Below are 17467 nucleotides of genomic sequence, written 5' to 3' on the forward strand. Positions count from 1 at the left end.
GCCCGGTTTATGTGCTGAGGGAGCCCTATGACAAGAACAGGAAAGGTTTTCAGCTGGCTGGGCGGCATTGTGCTGCTGGCGATCGTTGCGCTGGCGATCTTCATCGCTACCTTCGACTGGAATCGACTCAAACCCACCATCAACGACAAAGTGTCGGCCGAGCTGCGGCGGCCGTTCGCCATCCGCGGCGATCTGGGCGTCGACTGGTCGCGTAACCGGGATGAGGGCGGCTGGCGCGCCTGGGTGCCCTGGCCGCACATTCACGCCGAAGACGTGTGGCTGGGTAACCCGAAAAACATGCCCGGCGACAGTATGGTGACGCTGCAGCGCGTCGACGCCAGCATCGCACCGCTGGCGCTGCTGAGAAAAGAACTGCTGATCCCGCGCATCTGGCTCAAGCAGCCGAATGCGTCGTTGCAACGGCTGGCCAACGGCGACAACAACTGGACGTTTGACCTGGCCGCTGGCCAGGATCCGCAGCAACCGCCTTCCGCCTGGTCGTTCACCGTTCATGACATCGTGTTCGACAAGGGGCAGATCGCTTTTAAAGACGCCACCCTGAAGGCGGACTTCCGCGCCGTCATCGACCCGCTCGGCAAACCGCTGCCGTTCAGTGAAGTGACCGGCAAACAGAGCGGCGGCAAGGCTGCCACCCCTGACTACGTCTTCGGTTGGCAGGTCAAGGGCAAATATAACGGCGAACCGCTGAGCGGCAGCGGCAAGATTGGCGGCATGCTGTCGCTGCAGAGCGCCGATTTGCCGTTCCCACTACAGGCCGACGTGCGTTCCGGCAGCACCCGGGTGGCGGTGGCGGGCACCTTGTCCGATCCGCTGAATCTCGGCGGCCTGGACGTGCAGCTGAAATTTTCCGGCGAAAGCCTGGGTAATCTCTATGGCTTGACCGGCGTGCTGCTGCCGAACACGCCGCCGTATGCGACCGATGGCCATCTGATTGCCCGTCTGCATCAACCGGGCGGCGCCGTGTTCGAATATCAGAAATTCGACGGCAAAATCGGCGACAGCGACATTCACGGCGACTTGAAATACGTTGCCGGTAAACCGCGGCCTACGCTGAGCGGTGCGGTGAGCTCCCGGCAGCTGAGGTTGGCGGATCTGGCGCCGCTGATCGGCGCGGACTCCAACGCCGCCAAAGCCGGGCGCGGCGAGAAGAGCCGCCAGCCGGCGGATAAAGTGCTGCCGGTCGAACAGTTCGATACGCAAAGCTGGCGCAAGATGGATGCGGACGTGAAGTTTGCCGCCGCACGCATTGAACGCGGCAGCGATTTGCCGCTGAGCGATTTGGCCACGCACCTGAAGCTGAACAATGGCGAACTGCGCCTGGATCCGCTGCGCTTCGGCATGGCGGGCGGCAGCCTGAACGCCGTGGTGCGCCTCGACGGCGGCAAAAAGCCGATGCGCGGCCAGGTGGATATGCACGCGCGCAAACTCCAGCTCAAACAGCTGTTGCCGAACGTAGCGGCGATGAAGCGCAGCCTCGGGCAGATGAACGGCGACGCCAGGCTGGCGGGCAGCGGCAATTCGGTGGCCGAGCTGCTGGCGACCAGCAACGGCGACCTGCGCCTGTTGATCAATAACGGGGTGATCAGCCGTAGCCTGATGGAGATCCTTGGCCTGAACGTCGGCAACTATCTGGTGGCGCAACTGTTCGGCGACGACGTGGTGGGCATCAACTGCGCGGCGGCGGACGTCGGCATCCGCAGCGGCGTTGCCGCGCCGCGGCTGTTCGTGTTCGACACCGAGAACGCGGTGATCAACATCACCGGCAACACCAACCTCGCCACCGAACGGCTGGATTTATCCATCGATCCGGAAAGCAAGGGGATGCGCGTGCTGACCCTGCGTTCGCCGCTGTACGTGAAAGGCACCTTCAAGCACCCGGACGCCGGGGTGAAAGCCGGGCCGCTGATCGCGCGCGGCGCGGCGGCGGTAGCGTTGGGGGCGGTGCTGACGCCGGCGGCGGCGCTGCTGGCGCTGGTCTCGCCCAGTGAAGGCGGCGAGGAAAACCAGTGTGGGCAGATCCTGCGGGAGATGAAAGGCAAAAAGTAATCAGGCGCGCGGCGGCGGCGTGAGCAGCCGGCAGTCGTGATCCTGGATCTCTTCCGCCGAGGCCAGGGTGAACGGCAGCAGGCTGCGCTCGGTCGCCAGCAGCAGGAAATCGCCGTCCGGCAGCGCGGTCATCGCCAGGCCGAAGCTGCCCATGCGCCCATCGGCGCGCGGCAGGCCGGAGGCCAACAGGCGGAAGGCGCCCTGTTGTTCCAGCTCGGCGGGGGTTACCCGCCGCCCCAGATAATCATGCCCCAACAGACCACCGGGCAGCGGTTGCCATTGCTCGATGAAATCGGGGCCGATCTGCGCCAGCCGCTGTTTGACCGCCGGCAACAGGCAGGAGATATGAATATGCAGCTGGTTTTGCGTGCGGCCATATTCCGAGTTGATCGCCAGTGAAATATCGCCATCGTCGATCGGTTTGCCATAGCGTATCGCCATCACGTGGCGCGCGCGCCAGGCCTGGGCGAAGAAATTCGGCGTGGCGGCGTCCAGCACCGCCGGGCTTTCTATCCCGGTGATTTTGGCGCTGGGCATCAGCAGGTATTGCAGCGGTCCGTTGCGATCTTTAAACACCACGAAGCCGGCCGGCACATCCACCTGCGCGCAGGGCGCCGGGTTGTCATGCGCCTGCTGATTGGGCAGACATTGCTGGCTGACGATGCGCCACAGCGCATCGGGATGGTCAGGTTTCAACCCGTAATAGAGCGCGATGGCGAGAGCCGCCAGCAGCGCAACGCAGATAAATACCCCACGACGCAGAGACATCGGCCGATCCTGTTACCGAGATAAACATCCAGCATAGCCCGGTTTTATGACAGGAAACGAACAACGCGTGCGGCCCCCCGCAGTGAGGGGGGCCATAGGGGATCACAGCGACTGGTGGCGGGTTTCTTTCATCAGCAGCAGGGCCAGCAGCGTCAGCCCGGCCATCGCCGCCAGGTACATGCCGACGTAGAACAGCCCGTAGTGGGCCGCCAGCCAGGTGGCGATATAAGGCGCCACGGACGCACCGAGGATCGACGCGACGTTGTAGGAGAACGACGCGCCGGTATAGCGCACTTCGGTAGGGAACAGCTCCGGCAGCAGCGCGCCCATGGGGCCAAAGGTCAGCCCCATGATGCTCAGGCCGCACAGCAGGAAGCCCATCACCAGCGCCTGGTTGCCGGAACCGAGCAGGGTCGGGAACAGGAACGCGAAGCCGATCATCAACAGGGTAATGGCGATCATGGTCTTGCGGCGGCCGAACGCGTCCGCCAGCAGGCCGGCGATCGGCACCATCACGCCGAAACCGATCACCGCCACCATCAGCATCCACAGGAAGCTGTTGCGGGAGTAGCCGAGGCCCAGCGGGTGCGGCGCGGTGCCGTAAGTCATCGAATACACCGTCATCAGATAAAACAGCGTGTAGGTCGCCAGCATGATGAAAGTGCCGAGGATGGTCGCTTTCAGATGCTTGCTCAGCAGCGTGCCGAGTGGCACTTTCACCTGTTTGCCGGCTTTGGCCACTTTGGCGAACACCGGCGTTTCATGCAGCGACACCCGAACGTACAGGCCAATCAGCACCAGCGCGGCGGAGAGGATGAACGGCACGCGCCAGCCCCATTCCATAAACTGCTGGTCGCTCAGCAGCCAGGAGAGCAGCAGGAAGGTGCCGTTGGCGAAGAAGAAGCCGATCGGCGCGCCCAACTGGGGGAAGGAGCCGTACAGCGCGCGCTTTTTGGCCGGCGCGTTCTCCGTCGCCAGCAGGGCGGCACCGCCCCATTCACCGCCCAGCCCCAGGCCCTGCCCGAAGCGCGCCAGCGCCAGCAGGATAGGGGCGAAGATGCCGATGGTTTCATAGCTCGGCAGCAGGCCGATCAGCACGGTGGAAATCCCCATGGTCAGCAGCGAGGCGACCAGCGTCACCTTGCGCCCCACGCGATCGCCGAAGTGCCCGAACAGCGCAGAGCCGATAGGGCGCGCGACAAAGGCGACGGCGAAGGTGGCCAGCGACTGCAGCGTTGCGGTGGTCGGGTCGCCCTGTGGGAAGAAGATATGTGGAAACACGATCACCGCGGCGGTGGCGTAGATGTAGAAGTCGAAGAACTCGATGGCGGTACCGACCAGCGAGGCGACGATGACTTTCCCGCGGGAGTTCACCGGTGTGGACGCGTCGTCGGCGTCGAGTGGGGGTGCGATGGTGGCTTGCATAATATTTCTTATTGTTGGAAGGGGTAAAAATCCATCTTAGTGACAGCATTCGGCCTTTTCAACGCGGGAACTTTGGGCAATGGCCCCGCTAACCGGTTAAAAAGACTAATGTTTTATCTGGCTTGTTTTCTGCAGCGTTAAACGTTGAGAAAGGGCTTTCGTGCAGAGGGAATGGCTGTAAAAGCGGCAAAGAAAAGTGAGCGGGCAGTTTGTTATGCTGGTTTTCCGGATGGCTTACCGCATGATTCAGATGAATTGACTGGTTTTCTGGTTGTTAACCAGGGGAAAGTGCCGGCGTGTGCGATAACACCGGCACGATTGCATGGCTTCAGCGCGCCGGCGGCTCGCGTTCCGGCAACGCTTTGTCGCCTTTATAGTCGGCGGTGGCGATCCAGGCGGCGCAAAACAGCGTTAAACGGGCGAAGAAGTAGAAGAACGCCATCAGCCCGATCACCGAACCGAAGGCCGCGCCGGAAGGCGACTTCGCCACCTGCGGCAGCGTCATGGTCATCACGAACTTGATCACCTCAAAGCCGATGGCGGCGAGCAAGGTGCCGCGCAGCAGCGCTTTTTTCTTCGGTTTGTGGCGCGGCAGCATCCAGAAAATCCACAGGAACAGCAGATAGTTGGCGAAAATCGAGATCGACAGCGCGATCAGCGTCAGCGCCGGCCGCAGCCATTCGATGCCGTCCAGCCCCAGCGCGCTGACGATCGCCGCCTGCGCCGACCCGGCAACCGAGGTCAGCGACAGCGTAATGATGAGCGCGACCACCAGCCCGGTCAGCGAGATGAAGTCGCGGGTGTACTTGAAGTAGATTTTCTCCTGATCCTGCGGATTGCGCTCCCAGACATCGCGCGACTGCGCGCGGATCGCCTCGCGCAGGTTGCCCATCCAGCTGATGCCGGAATAGAGCGCCAGCGCCAGACCGGTCAACCCCACGGTGGTGCGCTGCTGAATGGCGGTGTTGACGGTGTTCTTCAGCGTGCTGGCCAGCGTCGGATCGCTGATGCTGCCGACGATCCTGTTGATCAAGCGGGCCAGCAGATCCGGATTGGAGGCCAGCACGAAGCCGGCGGCGGCGAACGACACCATCAGGATCGGGATCAGCGAGAGGAATGAAAAATAGGTGATGGCGGCGCCGAACTGGCTACCCAGCCGATCGTTAAAGCGTTCGGCCGCGCGCAGCAGGTGCGCCACGCTCGGCCAGGCTTTGATCCGTTCAATCAGACGTGAAAAACCACCGATGCGGCGGTCGAGGGTCTCATGGCCGGTCTTGATGGCGATAAGCGGCTTCGGCGGCGTGTCTTGTGCGGGCTGGCGGCGTTCCTGGTCTGGTCCTGTAGGCATTACTTCACGATTTCCTTAACGTTAAACGGCATGTTTCAGCGTTGATTATAGCCAAAGCCCCGCAGCGTTTTGAACGCCGGGGCGGCAAACGGTCATTTTCCGAGCTTAGCGCGTTAGCGCCCGGCATGAAATGCCGGGGAGGGGCCGATAGGTAAAATTCCTATGAAAACCCCGTGGCGCCTCGGTTGTTTTCACTTCCCTACCTCCAATTTTTATCTGTTTCGTCGGCGAGAAAGCGTTTACTCATGATGTGGCGTCGCGCTTTTGCCGCCCGCCGCTCCGCTGCAGCCGTAGGGGCTGGAACGGTCTCATCCGTCATCAACAGAAAAACTGGAAGGTCTTATGAAATTGCTTAATCACCCCACCTGTCGTCCGTTTACCGAAGCGGGCAATCTGTCGCAGCTGTCCGCCTACTATGAAGAGGGGCGGCACATCATGTGGATGCTGCTGCGCGCCGCGCCGCGCCCCTGCTTCAACCAGGCGCTGATCGAAGACATCATGACGCTGGCGCAGGCGGCGAAGGAGTCTTCGCTGCGGTTCGATTTCTGGGTCACCGGCTCGCTGGTGCCGAACATGTTCAACGTCGGCGGCGATCTGCAGTTCTTCGCCGAAGCGATCAAAAACCGCAAGCGCGAGGCGATGATGGCCTACGCGCGCGCCTGTATCGACTGCGTACATGCGGCGGCGCGCGGTTTCGACACCGGCGCGGTCAGCATTGCGATGGTCGAAGGCAGCGCGCTGGGCGGCGGTTTTGAAGCGGCGCTGGCGCACCATTTCGTGCTGGCGCAGAACAACGCGCGCATGGGGTTTCCGGAGATCGCGTTCAACCTGTTTCCCGGTATGGGCGGTTACTCGCTGGTGGCGCGCAAGGCGGGCATGCGCTTGGCTGAGGAGCTGATTTGGGGCGGCGAGTCGCACACCGCAGAGTGGTTCGAGAGCCGCGGGCTGGTGGACCAGCTGTTCCAGCCCGGCGACGCCTACATGGCGACACGCACCTTTATCGATACCATCCGGCCGAAGCTCAACGGTATGCGCGCCATGCTGCGGGCGCGTCAGCGCGTGTTGCAACTGACGCGTTCCGAGCTGATGGACATTACCGAAGATTGGGTGCACTCGGCCTTTACCATCGAGGAAAAAGACCGCGCCTACATCGAGCGGCTGGTGATGTTGCAGGATCGCCATACTCTGAACCTGCGTCGTGCCGGCTAACGTTAACGCGCCCGCCTCATGCGGAGGGTGAGCGCGGGCGATAGGACTGCAGCCAATGCTCCAGCTGTTCCGGGAGCATTGGCCGTGCAAACAGAAAGCCCTGTTTTTCGTCCACGCCGACCTCGTCGAGGAACTGGTTTTCGCTCTCGGTCTCCACCCCTTCGGCAATCACGCGGAAGGCCAACGCCTCCGCCGCCGCGACGATCGCACGCACCAGCGATTGCGATACCGGGTTGAAATTCACCCCGCGCACGAAGCTTTTATCCAGCTTGATGGCATCCAGAGGAATGCGCGCCAGCTGCGCCAGCGACGAATAGCCGGTGCCAAAGTCGTCGAGATGTACCTGCGCGCCCAGTTCGCGCAGCCGGGTGATCAGTGAGCGCGCGCGGTTCTCGTCTTCAATCAGGCTGCTTTCGGTCAACTCGAAGTCCAACAGACAAGGGGCCATGCGGTGACGGCGCAGCACCCCGAGCAGGTCGTTGACGATGCTGTCATCGGCCAGCTGCCGGGCAGAGAGGTTGACCGCCACTCGCAGATTCAAGCCCTGTTCTTGCCACTGCGCCGCCTGCCCGGCGGCGGTCTGCAGCACCCATTGGCCGAGCGGGCCGATCAGGCCGGACTCCTCGGCGTAGGAAATGAACTGCAGCGGTGGGATCAGGCCGCGCTCCGGCGAATCCCAGCGCACCAGCGCTTCCACGCTGTGCACTTCGCCGCTGCGTGCGTCGATTTTCGGCTGGTAATACAGCACCAGTTGATTTTGCTCCAGCCCTTTGCGCAGGTTGGTGTCCAGCCACATGTACTCGGCGACGCGCTTGTTCATCTCCGGCGAGAAGACGGTATAGGTGCGTTTGCCGTGCTCCTTGGCGACGTACATGGCGGTATCGGCGCTGCGGATCAGGCTGTCGAGATCGTTGCCGTGCTCCGGGCACAGCGCGATGCCGATTGAACAGCCGGTATACACCTCAATCAGACCAATGCGGAAAGGGGTCTTCAGCCTGTCGATAATGCGCTGCGCCAGCGTTTGCAGGCGCTCGCGATCGGTTTGCGGCGCCAGCACCAAGAATTCGTCGCCGCCGAGGCGGGCGAGCACCTGATCCGGGCTCAGGCAGCCGAGGATCGCCAGCGCGACCTCGACCAGCAGCCGATCGCCGAACATATGGCCGTAGGCGTCGTTGACCTTTTTGAAGTTGTCGAGATCGAGGTACACCAGGCCGAAACTCTCTTCGCCGCGCGTGGCGATGGCGTGATTGATCTTGTCCTGTATGGCGTTACGGTTTGGCAGGCCGGTGATGAGATCGGTGTTGGCCAGCACCCGCAGCCGTTCCTGCGCCCGGCGTTCTTCGGTGATGTCGGTACCGGAGCAGATAAGATATACCTCGTTTTTGCCGCTGCCGCTGTGCACGAATTTGTTGCGGAACAGGAACAGCCGTTCACCCTTGACCGTCTTTACCCAACGTTCCACCTCATAGGACGAACCGTTGCGAAAGAAGCCGGCGATGTTGCGCCGCGAGGCGGCGGCTTCTTCCGGGCTCATAAACAGCTGGAAAACGTTTTTGCCGATCACCTCGTGTTCGCGCAGCCCGGTGTACTCCTCGCTCAGCCGGTTGAAGCGTTGGATGCGGCCGTGCTGATCGACGATCACGATCACCGAGTTGGCTTCGGACACCACCTGCTCGGCGAAGGAGAGACCGTGCACCAGGTCGCGCGCCACGGATTGGGTGTCGCTGAAGGCGGAAGCGGTGCCCGCCCATTCGAGGTTGTTGACGCGGCGCCCCACCAGATGCAGATGCAGCGGTTCTCCGGCGAGCGTAATGGTCAGCTCGAGACTGGCGGTCACGCCGGTCAGACGGCGGATTTTCGCCGCTTCCATGGCGCTGAGCGCCACCGCGACGTGGGCTTTGCCCTTAACGGCGGACAGCTCCAGGGCATGGCTGTCAAACGCCAGCCGCCAGTGGGGGCTTTGGGTGCCGAAGTGAGCGCTAAGAAGCTCAGGGCCTTGGTCTGCGGGCATGACAATTCCTCAAAAGAGCACGGGCGGGCGGCCGGCGCAGCTCCGGGCAGTCTGTTGGCCCGAAAGCGATCGCCGTACGCCTCTGTGCATCATATAACAGGTTTTCACAGGCGGGGCGGGTGATAGAAACTATTATATAAGCAATGATTAGTTTTGCGGTGTAAACGTCGCCCGGCGGCCGCTTGTCTTCAAGTGTAGGAGAACATCGGATCGTATGATGCTGGTACTGATTTCCCCTGCTGTCGGAAAACGGTTGATGCAAGGTTGCCTTGCAGGCGAGTAAATTATAGCGGCGAGGGGAGAGCGGAAAAATAACTTCACCGGGGGGATTTTTGCCGGGAAATTAAAATTTCCATCAAATAAACGCCATCTTCATAGTTTTCTCATAATTGGTGAATAAATCCGAGACGGGTTTTAAAAAGTTTACACACCCTCTCATTACTTGAAATTTATCAGCCTATTATTATCTCCGACGACGATGAGCCTGTTAACGTACAGCGCTCCTGATGAAGAAAAACTTTTAAGGAAATGATTATGCGTAAATTGACGGCTTTATTTATTGCTTCCACGCTGGCTCTGGGTTCTGCTTCCGCAGCGTTCGCTGCAGACACCACTGCCCCGGCGGCGGATGCGGCGCCGATGAAAATGATGCATCACAAGGGTGAAGGCAAAGGCGGCCCGTTCGCCGGGCTGAACCTGACCGAGCAGCAGCGCCAGCAGATGCGCGATATCATGAAAGAGTCGCACCAGAAGCGCGGGCCGGGCATGAAAGAGGAGCGCCAGGCGCTGCACAATCTGGTCGCTTCCGACAGCTTTGACGAAGCGAAGGCGAAGGCGCAAATTGACGCGATCGGCAAAGCGCAATCCGAACGCATGCTGGAGCGCGCCAAAGCGGAAAATAAAATGTATAACCTGCTGACGCCTGAGCAGAAAAAACAATACAATGAGAATTATCAGAAACGTGAGCAAAAGATGATGGACCACATGAATAAAATGAAGGAGCAGATTTCCTCCGGTCAGTAATATCCGCTCGCGATGAATAATAAAGGGCCAGACTATTTGTCTGGCCCTTTTTCTATTTGGCGTTATCACTGGCAGGCTATGCAGCGAGTGATAATCATTCTCCGCCGACAATGTGCCGGAACTGTTCGGCTACGGCCTGGGCAAAGCATGGGTCGTTAATATGATAAGGCGTTTTTATCACTCGGCGTTTGTCGGTGGCGTGTACCGTTTCTTCCAGCGCTTGCATAAAGGCGGCCAGCGCCGCCGGATCCCAGAACGGTTGTCCGGGCGCATCCAAAGCCGATACGCCGCCCGTTGGGATAACGAAACGCACTTCGCCTACGCAGGCATTGATCTTTTCGCCCATCCAACGCCCCATTAACGCATTCTCCCGCACGCTGGTGCGCACCAGCGTCACTTGCGGGTTGTGATGGTGACGCAGACGGTTGGTATAGCGAGCCGGTACCGTATGCGGCGCGCCGAAGTTGATCATGTCTATCGCGCCGCAGGAAAGCACGCACGGGATGCCGGTACGTGCGATGGCGCCGAAACGATCTGTATTGCAGGGCAGCACGCCGCCAAACAGGTAATCGGCCACTTCGGAGGTGGTCAAATCGATGGCGCCGTGCAACTGGCGGTTATCGATCAGTTGTTCCAACGATCTGCCGCCGCTGCCGGTGGCGTGAAACGTCAGACAATCCCATTGCGATCCCAGTTCGGCAACCAACGCCTGAACGCAGGGTGTGGTGACACCAAACGTCGTCAGGCCGATCGCGGGTTTGTCGTCGTCATAGTCGACGGCGGCGAAGTGCACTGCGCCGGCTAACTGGCGCGCCGCGTTGCCGAGCACCCTTCGCGAGATGCGGTTCAGGCCGGCGAGATCGGTGACCGAATACAGCATGTTGATGTCACTGGCGCCGACATAGGCGGAAACGTCACCCGCCGCCATGCTTGAGACCATTATTTTCGGCAGGCCGATCGGCAGCCGCTGCATGGCCGGCGTGATGATGGCGGTGCCGCCGGAACCGCCCAGACCAAGCAGGGCGGCAATATCGCGGCGCGTCAGGATAAAGCGTTCGAAAGCGGTTGCCATGGCCACGATCGCCTGGCCGCGGTTGGCGCAGAAGACCGCGCCGGCCCCTGCCGGATGGTGGCGGGCAACGTCCTCTGGGCTGATATCGGCGGGGGAATCAAACGGCAGGCTGCGGGTGGAGAGATCGACGGTTCGCGTAGGTAAATTCAGGGCAGCGATCAGCCGCCGTACGTACTCCAACTCTTGTCCTTTGGTATCTGCTGTGGTAGCAATATAGACAAAATTTGAAGTGTTTCTCATGTATTTTTCCTGGGTGATTCTAATTTTTATTTTAAAATTAATATATTATATTTTTTTTAGTTCCCTGGCGCTGGCATTTAAATTAAATTGATTAATGTATTTATATAATGAGACGGCAGTATCATTTTTGCAAGGGCTGCTCGATGCAAAATGGGACTCCTGTCTCATTTTTGAGCTTTTCAATGTGGCCGGCGCTTTGCCGGCGGCCAGTCGACAGAGGCGCATCCTCTGTTGCGCAAGCGTGTGCAGATGCATGAGGTTTATGTGCCGATAGATGCTTTTTCCACTCCGTTCGATCCTTCATTGACCTCCACCCGGGCAAAAACCTACCGTTTGTTGCTGGCCAGCGCGATGGCGCTGTATGACGAAGGGGCGTTTCCTTCGATCACCGAACTGGCGGCGCATGCACAGGTATCGCGTGCGACGGCCTACCGTTACTTTCCGACCCAAAGTGCGCTGATTAGCGCCGTGGTGGCGGAAAGCCTGGGTCCAATCCTGGAATGGCGCCCGCAAGACGATGATGCCCTGAAGCGCATCCAGCAGTTGCTGACCTTCGCCTATCCTCAGATGGAGCGGCATGAGGGGGCGTTGCGCGCGGCGCTGCAGCTCTCTTTACAGCAGTGGGCGAACGCCACGCCGGGCGAAAAATTCGTGCGCGGCAACCGCAAGCGTCTGTTGGCGCTGGCGGTAGAACCGTTGCAGGGCAAACTGCCGCCGGAGTCTCTGCAGAGAGTGATTCATGCTTTCTCTCTGATTTACGGCTCGGAAGTATTTCTGGTGTTGAAAGATATCTGGGGGCTGGAGCTTGAGAGCATTCAGAACGTCACGCAATGGATGGCCAAAGCCATCCTGCGTCAGGCGGAAGAAGACGCGATGAACAGCAAAAAAACATCAGCAGGATAATCCAATTTTTGCCGATGGCTGAGTGAAAATTCAGCATAATTCACTGAGTGAATATTGGCAAAATTTATAATAAAAAGTGATAAAAGACGCCTGTTAAGCACTTTTCAGGCGACCACACCCTTCATTCCTTACTGAATTATATTTTTATTTATCAGCATATTATCATTTATTTCCTCACTTGTTATCGCCGCTTCGATGCCGGTAAGCGTCATTGCCATTTCTTATCGGCACTGGCCTGATTCACCCCTGAAACTTTCTCCCCTCCCGCCGAACTGCCGGATGACACATTAAGCGTACTTGAGATTGTTGTGCTTTATTTATTTGGTGTTACCAAACTGTTACACAAAAAATCTTATAAAACATTTGCAAACAACAACGGACGGTATCTGGGATGGAGAAGAAACTTAGAGGAGTCAAATCCGCTCGGGCGGCCTTCGGCTGGCCTGAAATCGGAGTTCATCGCGCACAATGGAGCGCGATGCTGATCTGCCTGACGGCGATCGGCGGGGCGCAGGCCGCCACCTATATAGAGAACGGCAAAGCGGGCGATCCGGCCAGCTGGCGCAGCAGTGAGTTCAACGCGGAATGGGGGCTGGGGGCGATCCACGCCGACCAGGCCTACGCCGCCGGTTATACCGGCAAAGGCATCAAACTTGGCATTTTCGATCAGCCGGTCTATGCCAAGCACCCCGAATTTGCCGGTGAGAATAAGGTGATCAATCTGGTCACCGAAGGCATCCGCGAATACACCGACCCGTATATTCCGGTGAAAAAAGGCGACGTTTTCCGTTATGACGGTACGCCGAGCGTGGATTCCGATGGCACGCTCGGTTCGCATGGCACTCACGTGGGCGGCATCGCCGCCGGCAGCCGCGACGGCGGCGCCATGCACGGCGTGGCGTTTAATGCGCAGATCATCAGCGCCGAAAATGGCGATCCCGGACCAGAAGACGGCATCATCCTCGGTAACGACGGCGCGGTTTACCAGGCCGGTTGGAATGCGCTGGTGGCCAGCGGCGCGCGCATCATCAACAACAGCTGGGGCATTGGCATCACTGAGAAGTTCGATAAAGGCGGGTATGACCCGGCTTATCCGCACTTCACGGTGAACGACGCGCAAAAGCAGTTCGATCAGATTAGCGTGATCCTGGGCACCAAGCCCGGCGGCGCCTATCAGGGCGCGATCGATGCGGCGCGTAGCGGCGTGGTCACCATCTTCGCCGCCGGCAACGACGGCAACCTCAACAACCCGGACGCCATGGCCGGCCTGGCGTATTTCGTGCCGGACATCGCGCCGAACTGGCTGTCGGTCGCCAGCCTGCAGGATCCCACCAATACCGGCGATTACAGCATCAGCACCTTCTCTTCCCGCTGCGGCTACACCGCCAGTTTGTGCGTCTCGGCACCGGGCACCCGGGTATACAGCTCGGTGATCGAAGGCACCAGCGTGGAGAATCTGACGACCGGCTACGCCAAATACAGCGGCACCTCGATGGCGGCGCCGCACGTGGCCGGCAGCGTTGCGGTGCTGATGGAGCGTTTCCCGTATTTGAATGGCGCACAGGTGGCGGAAGTGCTGAAAACCACCGCCACCGACATGGGCGCGCCGGGCATCGACGCGCTCTACGGCTGGGGGATGATCAACCTGGGCAAGGCCATCAACGGCCCGGGCATGTTGGTGACCGTCGAAGATATTCCTGCGGAGTTCCGCATCCCGGATCCGACGGGCGTGGCCTACGGCCCGACCCAGTTCGTGGTGGATTTGCCGGGCGTCGGCGCGGTGCTGGACAAGGGTAAACCGACCGAGCGCGTTTGCAGCGATGTACTGTGCGGCCTGGACTTCTGGAGCAACGACATCTCCGGCCACGGCGGCCTGACCAAGCAGGGCATCGGCACCCTGGTACTGACGGGTAACAACACCTATTCCGGTCCGACGCTGGTCAATCAGGGCCGGTTGGCAGTCAACGGCTCGGTCACCTCGGCCGTCAGCGTGCAGAACGGTGGCATCGTCGGCGGCAGCGGCACGGTCGGTTCGCTGACCGCCCGTCAGGGCGGCACCGTGGCGCCGGGCAACTCGATCGGCACCCTGAACGTGGCGGGCAACGTCAGCTTCGAACCGGGTTCGCGCTACGCGGTGGAAGTGGGGGCGAACGGCCAGAGCGATCGGATCCAGAGCAGCGGATCGGCGACGATCGGCGGCGGCGAGGTGGCGGTGACGCTGGAGAACAGCCCCAACCTGCTGACGCAAAGCGAGGTACGCAGCCTGCTGGGCCAGCAGTACACCATTCTGAGCGCGCAGCAGGGGGTGAGCGGGCAGTTTGACGCGGTGGCGCCGAACTACCTGTTCCTCGGCACCGGGCTGAGCTACCAGCCGACCGGAGTGACGCTGAGCGTCGGGCGCAACGGCACCAGCTTCGCCAGCGTGGCGCAGACGCCGAACGAGCGGGCGGTGGCGGCGGCGGCGGATGCGCTGGCGGCGGGCAACCCGGTGTACGAGAGTCTGCTCGGCAGCGGCACGGCGGGCGAGGCGCGGCAGGCGTTCCGTCAGCTGTCGGGGCAAATCCATGCGGATATCGCGTCGGCGCTGGTGAACGACAGCCGCTACCTGCGTGAGGCGCTGAACGGGCGTCTGCGTCAGGCGGAAGGGCTGGCGAGCTCGTCGGCCATCAAGGCGGACGAGGGCGGTGCCTGGGCGCAGCTGCTGGGGGCGTGGGACCACGCGTCGGGCGACGCCAACGCCACGGGTTATCAGGCCTCGACCTACGGGGTGCTGGTGGGGCTGGACTCGGCGGCGGCGGACGACGGGCGGCTGGGGGTAGCGACCGGCTACACCCGCACCTCGCTGCACGGCGGGTACGGGTCGAAGGCGGACAGCGACAACTACCACCTGGCGGCGTACGGCGACAAGCAGTTCGGGGCGCTGGCGCTGCGCGGCGGGGCGGGCTACACCTGGCACCGCATCGACACCAAGCGGTCGGTGAACTACGGGATGCAGTCGGACCGCGACACGGCGAAGTACAGCGCGCGCACCGAGCAGCTGTTCGCGGAGGCGGGCTACAGCGTGCAGGGTGAGTGGCTGAACCTGGAGCCGTTCGTGAACCTGGCGTACGTGAACTTCGAGAACAACGGCATCGCGGAAAGCGGCGGCGCGGCGGCCTTGCGCGGGGATAAACAGCACACGGATGCGACGGTGTCGACGCTGGGCCTGCGTGCGGACACCGCCTGGCAGGTTAGCCCGGGCACGACGGTGGCGCTGCGCAGCGAGCTGGGGTGGCAACACCAGTACGGCGGGCTGGAACGAGGCACCGGGCTGCGGTTCAACGGCGGCAACGCGCCGTTCGTGGTGGACAGCGTGCCGGTCTCGCGTGACGGGATGGTGCTGAAGGCGGGGGCGGAAGTGGCGGTGAACGAAAACGCCACGCTGTCGCTGGGCTACGGCGGGCTGCTGTCGCAGCACCACCAGGACAACAGCGTCAACGCCGGCTTCACCTGGCGCTTCTAAGCACAAGCACCATCGACTCAATCCTTGTAGGGGAACCGTCTGCGGGCGGTTCCTTTTTCACATCCTGCTAATGAGAGCCCGGCGCACCTGGGGCGTCGGCCAATAACAAGCAAAAGGTAAGGAAATGACAACAACAATGGGTTTTGATAGCAAAGGAAACGCTCCTCGCTCGCCGTGGCGGCTGAACGCGCTGGTCTGCTGCATGGCGCTGGCGGGGTATGCGCAGGCGGCGCCGCACGAGGTGAACGGCCAAGCCGGCGATCCGGCCAGCTGGCGCAGCGCCGAGTTCAACGCCAACTGGGGGCTGGGGGCGATCCACGCCGATGAGGCCTATGCCGCCGGCTATACCGGCAAAGGGCAGAAGGTGGGCATTTTCGATACCCCGGTCAACCGCCATCCCGAGTTCGCCGGCGACGGCAAACTGATCAATGTGGTCACCGAAGGCTATCGCGCCTACACCGATCCGCACCGGCCGGGCATTAACGCCGGTGACCGCTTTTACTTCGACGGCACCTTCCACTTCTACAGCGGCTCACAGGGCATGCTGAGCAATCACGGGGTGCACGTTGCGGGCATCAGTGCCGCCAACCGCGACGGCGTCGGTATGCACGGCGTGGCCTTCGATTCGCAGGTGATCAGCGTCGATAACGACAACGACGGCCCGGCCTACGGCGAATTCCTCGGCCTGGACGGCGCCGTCACCAATGCCGGCTGGCAGGCGATGATCAAGAGCGGTGCGCGGGTGATCAACAACAGTTGGGGCGTCAGTATTCCCGACTTTCTGTCCGACGGCGGCCGCGATCCTAACGCGCTGCACTTTGAGCTGAAGGATGCGCAGGAACAATTCGATCAGGTCAAACCGCTGCTCGGCAGCCTGGCCGGCGCAGGCTATCAGGGCGCCATCGACGCGGCGCGCAAAAATATTCTGGTGCTGTTCGCCGCCGGCAACGATGGCAACTACAACCAACCGGATGTGATCAGCGGGCTGGCCTACTTCGTGCCGGACATCGCGACGAACTGGCTGTCGGTTGCCAGCGTGGCGCAGGATGCGGCATCGACCAACAGCGTGCCTTACACCATCAGCAGTTTCTCTTCCCGCTGCGGCTATACCGCCAGCTTCTGCGTCTCGTCGCCGGGCAGCAAAATCTACAGCACCGTGGCCAACGGGTCCGATCCGGCCAACCTGGTGTCGGACTACGGCAATAAAAACGGCACCTCGATGGCGACGCCGCACGTCACCGGCGCGGTGGCGGTGTTGCTGCAGCGCTTCCCGTACATGAGCTCGGCGCAGATTGCCGACGTGCTGAAAACCACCGCCACCGACATGGGCGCACCGGGTATCGACGCGCTCTACGGCTGGGGGATGATCAACCTGGGCAAGGCCATCAACGGTCCGGGCATGTTCTATACCGTCGAAGATATTCCTGCGGAGTTCCGCATCCCGGATCCGACGGGCGTGGCCTATGGCCCGACCCAGTTTGTCGCCAATATTCCGGGCCTGGGCGCCGAGGTGGATGCCGGCACGCTGCACGCCAGGAAGTGTGACGACATCAGCTGCGAGCTGGAGGTTTACTCCAACAACATCTCTGGCCACGGCGGCCTCACCAAAGAAGGGATGGGCACGCTGGTTATGACCGGCACCAACACCTATGCCGGCCCGACGCTGGTCAATCAGGGGCGGCTGGCAGTCAACGGCTCGGTCACCTCGGCCGTCAGCGTACAGAACGGCGGCATCGTCGGCGGCAGCGGCACGGTCGGTTCGCTGACCGCCCGTCAGGGCGGCACCGTGGCGCCGGGTAACTCGATCGGCACCCTGAACGTGGCGGGCAACGTCAGCTTCGAGCCGGGTTCGCGCTACGCGGTGGAAGTGGGGGCGAACGGCCAGAGCGATCGGATCCA

11 protein-coding genes are annotated in these 17467 nt (G+C 61.4%); 6 read left to right on the forward strand and 5 right to left on the reverse strand.

Features of this window, described 5'->3' with window-relative positions; all coding sequences use genetic code 11:
- The first annotated feature begins 27 nt into the window (after nt 1-27).
- Nucleotides 28-2067, forward strand: coding sequence for an AsmA family protein (locus ACUTSC_RS24430; protein WP_197768943.1), 2040 nt, complete (start codon nt 28-30; stop codon nt 2065-2067).
- Here ACUTSC_RS24430 and ACUTSC_RS24435 read toward each other — a convergent pair whose 3' ends face one another.
- The 3 genes from ACUTSC_RS24435 to yhjD form a co-directional block, all read right to left on the reverse strand.
- The gene (locus tag ACUTSC_RS24435) at nt 2068-2835 is read right to left on the reverse strand and encodes a CDP-diacylglycerol diphosphatase (protein WP_445653584.1); all 768 of its coding nucleotides are present in this window, start codon (nt 2833-2835) and stop codon (nt 2068-2070) included.
- Between the two features lie 102 nt (nt 2836-2937).
- Nucleotides 2938-4260 (reverse strand): MFS transporter, encoded by a 1323-nt coding sequence (locus ACUTSC_RS24440; RefSeq protein WP_445653585.1) that lies wholly within the window; start codon nt 4258-4260, stop codon nt 2938-2940.
- Between the two features lie 328 nt (nt 4261-4588).
- Nucleotides 4589-5608, reverse strand: a complete 1020-nt coding sequence (gene yhjD, locus ACUTSC_RS24445) for an inner membrane protein YhjD (RefSeq protein WP_445653586.1) — start codon at nt 5606-5608, stop codon at nt 4589-4591.
- 342 nt (nt 5609-5950) lie between these two features.
- Here yhjD and ACUTSC_RS24450 point away from each other — a divergent pair, with 342 nt between their 5' ends.
- Nucleotides 5951-6817: a crotonase/enoyl-CoA hydratase family protein gene (locus ACUTSC_RS24450; RefSeq protein WP_038874666.1), complete on the forward strand. Its 867-nt coding sequence runs from the start codon at nt 5951-5953 to the stop codon at nt 6815-6817.
- A 16-nt stretch (nt 6818-6833) separates the two neighbouring features.
- Here the strand turns inward: ACUTSC_RS24450 and pdeR are convergent, their stop codons facing one another.
- On the reverse strand, nt 6834-8828 hold the full coding sequence (pdeR, locus tag ACUTSC_RS24455) for a cyclic di-GMP phosphodiesterase (RefSeq protein ID WP_063990805.1): 1995 nt from the start codon (nt 8826-8828) through the stop codon (nt 6834-6836).
- Between the two features lie 534 nt (nt 8829-9362).
- On the opposite strand from pdeR, the gene spy reads away from it, so the two are divergent.
- Nucleotides 9363-9851, forward strand: a complete 489-nt coding sequence (gene spy / locus ACUTSC_RS24460; protein ID WP_197768946.1) for an ATP-independent periplasmic protein-refolding chaperone Spy — start codon at nt 9363-9365, stop codon at nt 9849-9851.
- A 94-nt stretch (nt 9852-9945) separates the two neighbouring features.
- On the opposite strand, the gene ACUTSC_RS24465 is transcribed toward spy, so the two are convergent.
- The gene (locus tag ACUTSC_RS24465; RefSeq protein ID WP_197768947.1) at nt 9946-11163 is read right to left on the reverse strand and encodes a Tm-1-like ATP-binding domain-containing protein; all 1218 of its coding nucleotides are present in this window, start codon (nt 11161-11163) and stop codon (nt 9946-9948) included.
- A 249-nt stretch (nt 11164-11412) separates the two neighbouring features.
- Between ACUTSC_RS24465 and ACUTSC_RS24470 the strand changes: the two genes are divergently transcribed.
- The 3 genes from ACUTSC_RS24470 to ACUTSC_RS24480 form a co-directional block, all read left to right on the forward strand.
- Nucleotides 11413-12066 (forward strand): TetR family transcriptional regulator, encoded by a 654-nt coding sequence (locus tag ACUTSC_RS24470; protein ID WP_197768948.1) that lies wholly within the window; start codon nt 11413-11415, stop codon nt 12064-12066.
- 478 nt (nt 12067-12544) lie between these two features.
- Complete coding sequence (locus ACUTSC_RS24475) at nt 12545-15568, forward strand: autotransporter outer membrane beta-barrel domain-containing protein (RefSeq protein ID WP_445653587.1); 3024 nt, start codon at nt 12545-12547, stop codon at nt 15566-15568.
- A gap of 124 nt (nt 15569-15692) precedes the next feature.
- Nucleotides 15693-17467, forward strand: a 1775-nt coding sequence (locus ACUTSC_RS24480) for a S8 family serine peptidase (RefSeq protein ID WP_445653588.1), incomplete at its 3' end; no start/stop codon positions are given.

This window comes from Serratia sp. TSA_105.2, assembly GCF_052692115.1.